Genomic DNA, 6000 nt, shown 5'->3' with positions numbered 1-6000 from the left:
CCTCGCCCCCGGCGCCCCCTGGCGCTAGCCCTCGCCCGTGGCCTCCGACCCTCGGCCCTGGCCTCCGACCCTCGGCCCTGGCCTCCGACCCCCGGCCCCGGCCTCCGACCCCCGGCCCCGGCCTCCGATCCCCGGCCCTGGCCTCCGATCCCCGGCCCTGGCCCCCGGCCCTCGACCCTCGCCCTGGCCCGTGGCCCCCGGCCCTCGGACAGGCCTCCGGCCCCAGTCGCCGAGGCCCCCGCCCCGGTCCGCCGGGGTTGTGCCGTTGTTCGGTCAGCCGAATCGTTCGATGCGGATGCGGTCCACCGGCTGGCCGGCCGCCACCAGCAGTCGCGAGGCGTGCTCCGCGAACCCGTTGGAGCCGCACACATAGGCCTCCCACCCACCGGCCGGCTGCTCGGCCAGGAGCGGGGCCACATGTGTGGCGGCCATACGTCCCACCGGCACACCTCGGGGCGCGGCCCGGGTGAACACGGGCGTGGTCTCGGGGCCCAGCTCCCGCGCGTAGATCAGCTCCTCGGGTGAGCGGGCCGACACCACCATGCGCAGCGGCACGTCCAGGGCCCGCGCCCGGTGGTGCCGGACCATCGACATCAGGGGTACCACCCCGGAACCGGCGCCGAGCAGCAGCGCGGGCCGGTCGCCCGGCCAGGCGAAGAAGCCGCTGAGGGGGCCGCGCACCTCCACGGTGTCACCGGGCCGGGCCACCGTGTGGAACCAGCCGGAGACCTCGCCGTCCGCCACATGGTCCAGGGTCAGCTCGATGTGCCCGGAGTCGTCGGGCGCGGAGGCCAGGGAGTAGTGGCGCTGTGCCGCGTAGCCGTCCCCGGCGGTCAGCCGCAGCATCAGGTGCTGTCCGGGCAGATGTCCCGCCCAGCCCGGCACCGCGAACCGGAACGTCGACGTGTGCGGTGTCTCGCGCCGTACCTCGGTGATCGTGGCCGTCTGCCACACCGCAGCGACCTCACCGGCCACCGCGATGCGCCCCGGCACCGCGAACCGCGTCGGCGGGGCGAACGCCACGGCGAACGCCACGGCGGCCGTCGTCTTCGCAGCCGTCTCAGTCACCGGAGTACCTCTGCTCCTCCCAGGGGTTGCCCCGCGCGTGGTACCCGTTCTGCTCCCAGAACCCGGGCTCGTCGTGGTCGAGGAGAGTGAGGCCGGCGATCCACTTGGCGCTCTTCCAGAAGTACAGGTGCGGCACCAGCAGCCGCGCCGGCCCGCCGTGCTCGGCGGGCAGCGGCCGGCCCTCGTACTCGAAGGCGATCCAGGCACGCCCACCGGTGAGGTCACCGAGCGGCAGGCTGGTGGTGTACCCCGTGTGCGAGTAGGCGACGGCATGTGTGGCGGACGCATGGGGGCGGACGAGGTCCAGGAACGCGTCCAGGGAGACGCCCCCGAACCGCACCCCGAACTTCGACCAGCCGGTCACGCAGTGGATGTCACCCGTGTACGCCGACGCGGGCAGCGCCCGAGCCGCCTCCCGGTCCCAGGTGCGCGCCTCGGCCACCAGCCCGTCGATCCGGAACGACCAGTCGGCGGCCGTCAGCTCCGGCGTCACCTCGGCGGACAGCACCGGCCAGTCGTCGCCCGCGTCGTACTGGCCCGGCGGCAGTCCGGCGTTATCGGTGCGGGGGCGGCCGGTGAAGCCCCGGGTGATGTTCATCCATCAACGGTACGTGCTCCTGCCGGGTGCTCCTGCCCAGGTCAGACCGTCGATCATTGCGGCCGTATGAACGATCCCCGGGTGTGGGAATAGCCGCCGCGCGCGCGTCCTTGCCGCTGAGTGCCGCTACCGGGACACCGGTGACTGCACCAGAGAGCGAGGAAACACGATGCCCAAGGCGTACGTCTACACCAGGCACGGCGGGCCCGAGACCGAGGCCTTCGCCGACGTGGACCGGCCGAGTCCCGGCCCCGGCGAACTGCTGATCGCGGTGCGTGCGGCGGGGGTGAACCCCGTCGACTGGAAGCTGCGCGGCGGTCTGCGGCGGCCCGGCGCCGCCGATCCGGTCTTCCCCGTCGTCTTCGGCAGCGAGGCCGCCGGAGTCGTCGAGGAAATCGGCGAGGGCGTGACCGGATTCGCCGTCGGTGACGAGGTCTTCGGCAACACGGCCGGAGGCGCGTTCGCCGAGCACGCCCTGCTGGCGGCCACCGTGACCGCCCACAAGCCGGCCGCGCTGTCCTTCACCGACGCGGCCACCCTTCCGGTCGCGGCGGCCACCGCCTACGACGGCGTGCGCCAGCTCGACCTCCCGGAGGGCGCCACCCTGCTGATCACCGGGGCGGGCGGCGGCGTCGGCGCGGCGGCCGTACAGATCGCCCGTGCCTGGGGGCTGCGGGTCGTGGGCCTGGCGAGCGAGGGGAAGAAGGAGTTCGTGGAGTCCCTCGGCGCCGTGCACGTGCCGTCGGGACCCGACCTGGCCGAGCGGGTGCGGGCCGCCGCGCCGGACGGCGTGGACGGCGTCTACGACCTGGTCGGCGGCGAGGTGCTCGCCGAGGCGGCCGGTCTGCTCGCGGACCCCGCCAAGCTGATCACCGCGGGGGCCACGCCGGAGGCCGTGGCCGCGCTGGGCGGCGCCCGGGTCGAACGCGCCCGTACCGCCGCCGTCCTGGACGAGGTGGCCGAACTCGTGGTGGGCGGTGAACTCGACCCGCACGTCTCGGGAACCTTCCCGCTGGACCGGGCCGACGAGGCCCTGCGCGCCGTCGAGGACGGCCACACCCGCGGCAAGATCGTGATCGAGGTCGCCGGATGAGCGTCCCGGACCCGCGCGACAGCGCCCCGCACATCCTCGACAACCCCGCGCTCGCCTCGCTCACCGGCCCGCACGCGCTCTTCGCCGAAAGACGCGGCCGAATACTGCGCTACCCGGTCGACGTCTCCCCCTGGCTGGCGCTGCCCGACGCGCCCGACGCCGACGACTGGGCGGATCTCGCCGCCCTCGCCGGCCCCGGCGCCGAGGTCGGCCTGCCCGGCTACCGGGGCGCGCTCCCGGACGGCTGGGAGCTCACCATGAACATCGCGGGCGTGCAGCTGGTGGACGAGGGGATGGAGGCCCGCCCGGAGCCGGCGGCGGTGCGTCTCGGCCCCGCCGACGTGCCCGAGATACTCGACCTGATCGAGCGCACCCGGCCCGGCCCCTTCCTGCCCCGCACCATCGAGATGGGCACCTACCTGGGCATCCGCCGCGACGGCCGGCTGATAGCCATGGCGGGGGAGCGGCTGCACCCGCCCGGCTGGACCGAGATCAGCGCGGTCTGCACCGACTCGGCGTACCGCGGCGAGGGCCTGGCGACCCGGCTGATCCGCGCCGTCGCGCACGGCATCCGGGAGCGCGGCGAGACCCCGTTCCTGCACACGGGTGCCGGTAACACCACCGCCATCCGGCTGTACGAGTCGCTGGGTTTCCGTCTGCGTCGCCGTACCGCCTTCATCGCCGCCCGGGTGCCGGAGACGCTCGGTCAGTCCTCGCCGGTGCCCGCCGACGTGCCGGCGTTGTAGCGCTCCAGGTACCCGGCGAACCTGACCAGATCCTCCTCCGCCCAGCCCGCCAGCCGCTCCCGGAAGGCGGCCCGGCGGCTGCGCGTGACCTGGGCCAGGATCTCCTGCCCGGCCTCCGTCAGATGCAGCACCTGGACCCGGTGGTCCTCCGGGTCCAGGCGCCGCTCGATCAGGCCCGCCCGTTCCAGCGCCGCCACCTGCCGGCTGACCGTCGACTTGTCCAGCGCGTAGTGCGCGGCGAGGTCGGTCGCCCGGCGGCCGCCGCTCTCCTCCAGGTGCCCGAGCAGGGTGTACGACACCAGTGACAGCTCGGGGTGCATGCGCCCGGCCGACGCCCGGGCCCGGCGCGCGAAGGCCGTCATCTCGCGCTGGATGGTCTCCACGGCGGTCTCCTCGGGTGTCATCGGACGACCTCCTGCGACAGCACCTGCGACGTCAGCACCTGCACGGGAATACCTCCTCCGACGGCCTAGTTGTATAGTACAACTGAAGTTTGAGTTGTATAAGCCAACTAGTTTGGGATCCGGAGGTCGTACGCGATGAGGTCACCGGCACTGCGCCATGTGCTCACGCACCTGATCACCCCGCTGCTGATGTGCCTGGGCATGGGACTCGCCTACATGGGTGCGTTCGTGCACCCGGAGCCCAACCACATGCCCGTGGCCGTGGTCGGCGCCGGACCTGAGGCGAAGGTGTTGGCGCAGACCATCAAGGACACCGCCGGCGACCGGCTCGACGTCCGTACCGTGCCGACCCGGACCGCGGCCGTCGACCTGCTGAAGTCCCGTACGGTGACCGGCGCCTACGTCCCGAGCGCCAGGACGCCCGAGCTGATCGTCGCCAGCGCCGCCTCCGACATGGGCGCCACGGCCGTCGAGCAGGTCTTCGCCCCGGTCGCGGAGCAGCACGGCGTGCCGCTCAAGGTCACCGATGTGGCCCGGCCGGTCGCGGACGACCCCACGGGGCAGGGCCTGTTCTTCCTGCTCGTCGCGGTCAGCATCGGCTCCTACGCCTCGGTCGCCGCCCTCGGCGCGGCCGGCGGTGCGCTCCCCATGCGGATCCGCGCCCTGCTCGCGGCCGGCGTGTCGGCGGTCGTCGGCGGCATCGGGGCGCTGCTCGCCGGCCCGGTGTTCCACCTGGCCCACCACGATCTGGCCGGCGTCTGGGGCCTGGCCTGGCTCTACTCCGCCGGCATCCTCCTCGTCGGCGTCGGCCTGCACACCTTCCTCAAGAGGTGGACCACGCTGACCATGATGGTGCTGTTCGTGATGCTCAACTTCACCAGCTCCGGCGGGCTGTTCCGGCCCGAACTGCAGAACGGCTTCTTCGGCGCACTGCACGCCTTCTGGAACGGCGCCGGCTTCGTCGAGGGCCTCCGCGGCCTGCTGTACTTCGGCGGCGACGGCCTGGGTCGCGACGTGACCACGCTGGCGGTGTGGCTGCTGGCCGGCCTGGTGGCGGTCGCGGTCGCGGCGGGATACGAGCGGGCCAGGGCCGCCACCCCGGCCGCATCCGCCGTCGTACCGGACTCGCCCGCCGCTCTGGCGGCCGAAGGGGAGGCCGAGGCGGCCGATGAGGCGGCTGACGAGGAGGCCGAGGAGACGGTCGGCGTCTGACAGCCCGACGGTCCGACGGCCGGCCGGCGTCCGGATAGGCTCCCCGCGATGACTTCTCTCACCGACCCCACCACCGTGGTCGCCGCGCTGCGCGCCGCCGGCTGTGTCTTCGCCGAGGACGAGGCGGAGCTGATCCTCACCACCGCCCGCACGCCGGAGGAACTGGCCGCGATGGTGGCCCGGCGCACCGCCGGGGAGCCTCTCGAACACGTCCTCGGCTGGGCCGGGTTCCACGGCCTGCGCGTGCGGGTGGAACCCGGCGTCTTCGTGCCCCGCCGCCGCACCGAGTTCCTGGTCGACCAGGCCCTGGCGCAAACCCCCGGCGCCTCCGTCTTGGTGGACCTGTGCTGCGGCTCCGGCGCGGTCGGCGCCGCTCTCGCCGCCGCCCTCGGCGACGTCGAACTGCACGCCGCCGACATCGACCCCGCCGCCGTCGGCTGCGCCCGCCGCAACATCGCCCCCTACGGCGGCCACGCCCACACCGGCGACCTGTACGACGCCCTGCCCCCGGCCCTGCGCGGCCGGATCGGCATCCTCGCGGCCAACGTGCCCTACGTCCCCACCGGCGAGGTCGGTCTGCTGCCCGCCGAGGCCCGCGACCACGAGCCGCTGGTCGCCCTCGACGGCGGCGGCGACGGCCTGGACGTGCTGCGCAGGGTCGCCGCCGGGGCGCCCGAGTGGCTGGCGCCCGGCGGCTGCGTCCTCGTCGAGACGAGTGAACGCCAGGCCGGCACGGCCGTGGAGGCCTTCGCCGACGCCGGACTGTCCGCCCGGCTCGCGGTGTCGGAGGAGCTGTACGCGAACGTCGTGATCGGCGTACACGACCGGGCCGTCTCGCTCTGACCGCTCTGGGCACCACCCGAGGCCGGCCGAACCGGG

The 6000-nt window shown here is 74.1% G+C and carries 7 protein-coding genes; 4 read left to right on the top strand and 3 right to left on the bottom strand.

Annotation, left to right across the window (positions count from 1 at the left end):
• Nucleotides 1–273 precede the first annotated feature (273 nt).
• Together MB828_RS16000 and MB828_RS15995 are read right to left on the bottom strand one after the other, a co-directional pair.
• A complete protein-coding gene (locus tag MB828_RS16000; protein ID WP_301648751.1) occupies nt 274–1068 on the bottom strand; it encodes a ferredoxin reductase in 795 nt (264 codons plus the stop codon).
• Nucleotides 1061–1666 (bottom strand): sulfite oxidase-like oxidoreductase, encoded by a 606-nt coding sequence (locus MB828_RS15995; protein WP_301648750.1) that lies wholly within the window; start codon nt 1664–1666, stop codon nt 1061–1063. Before MB828_RS15995 ends, MB828_RS16000 begins: the two co-directional genes overlap by 8 nt.
• Before the next feature lie 169 nt (nt 1667–1835).
• On the opposite strand from MB828_RS15995, the gene MB828_RS15990 reads away from it, so the two are divergent.
• Nucleotides 1836–2759, top strand: a complete 924-nt coding sequence (locus MB828_RS15990; RefSeq protein WP_301648749.1) for an NADP-dependent oxidoreductase — start codon at nt 1836–1838, stop codon at nt 2757–2759.
• Complete coding sequence (locus MB828_RS15985; RefSeq protein WP_301648748.1) at nt 2756–3505, top strand: GNAT family N-acetyltransferase; 750 nt, start codon at nt 2756–2758, stop codon at nt 3503–3505. Before MB828_RS15990 ends, MB828_RS15985 begins: the two co-directional genes overlap by 4 nt.
• On the opposite strand, the gene MB828_RS15980 is transcribed toward MB828_RS15985, so the two are convergent.
• Nucleotides 3466–3909, bottom strand: a complete 444-nt coding sequence (locus MB828_RS15980; protein ID WP_133025116.1) for a MarR family winged helix-turn-helix transcriptional regulator — start codon at nt 3907–3909, stop codon at nt 3466–3468. The two genes, MB828_RS15985 and MB828_RS15980, sit on opposite strands and share 40 nt — an antisense overlap.
• A 135-nt stretch (nt 3910–4044) precedes the next feature.
• Here MB828_RS15980 and MB828_RS15975 point away from each other — a divergent pair, with 135 nt between their 5' ends.
• Both MB828_RS15975 and MB828_RS15970 read left to right on the top strand, forming a co-directional pair.
• Nucleotides 4045–5121 carry a hypothetical protein gene (locus MB828_RS15975; RefSeq protein WP_301648747.1) on the top strand — a complete coding sequence of 359 codons (1077 nt, stop codon included), beginning with the start codon at nt 4045–4047 and terminating at the stop codon, nt 5119–5121.
• A 48-nt stretch (nt 5122–5169) separates the two neighbouring features.
• Nucleotides 5170–5964 carry a putative protein N(5)-glutamine methyltransferase gene (locus MB828_RS15970; RefSeq protein ID WP_301648746.1) on the top strand — a complete coding sequence of 265 codons (795 nt, stop codon included), beginning with the start codon at nt 5170–5172 and terminating at the stop codon, nt 5962–5964.
• Nucleotides 5965–6000 lie beyond the last annotated feature (36 nt).

It is taken from the genome of Streptomyces arenae (genome assembly GCF_022343545.1).
Taxonomy (GTDB): Bacteria; Actinomycetota; Actinomycetes; order Streptomycetales; family Streptomycetaceae; genus Streptomyces; species Streptomyces humi.
Note: the sequence above shows the minus strand (reverse complement) of the source record. Positions and strands in the feature narration are given on the sequence as shown.

Bases quoted from the DNA above. Each gene is read 5' to 3' on its own strand.
- MB828_RS15995 (WP_301648750.1), bottom strand. From the start codon at position 1,666: ATGAACATCACCCGGGGCTTCACCGGCCGCCCCCGCACCGATAACGCC.
- MB828_RS15990 (WP_301648749.1), top strand. From the start codon at position 1,836: ATGCCCAAGGCGTACGTCTACACCAGGCACGGCGGGCCCGAGACCGAG.
- MB828_RS15970 (WP_301648746.1), top strand. From the start codon at position 5,170: ATGACTTCTCTCACCGACCCCACCACCGTGGTCGCCGCGCTGCGCGCC.
- MB828_RS15985 (WP_301648748.1), top strand. From the start codon at position 2,756: ATGAGCGTCCCGGACCCGCGCGACAGCGCCCCGCACATCCTCGACAAC.
- MB828_RS15980 (WP_133025116.1), bottom strand. From the start codon at position 3,909: ATGACACCCGAGGAGACCGCCGTGGAGACCATCCAGCGCGAGATGACG.
- MB828_RS15975 (WP_301648747.1), top strand. From the start codon at position 4,045: ATGAGGTCACCGGCACTGCGCCATGTGCTCACGCACCTGATCACCCCG.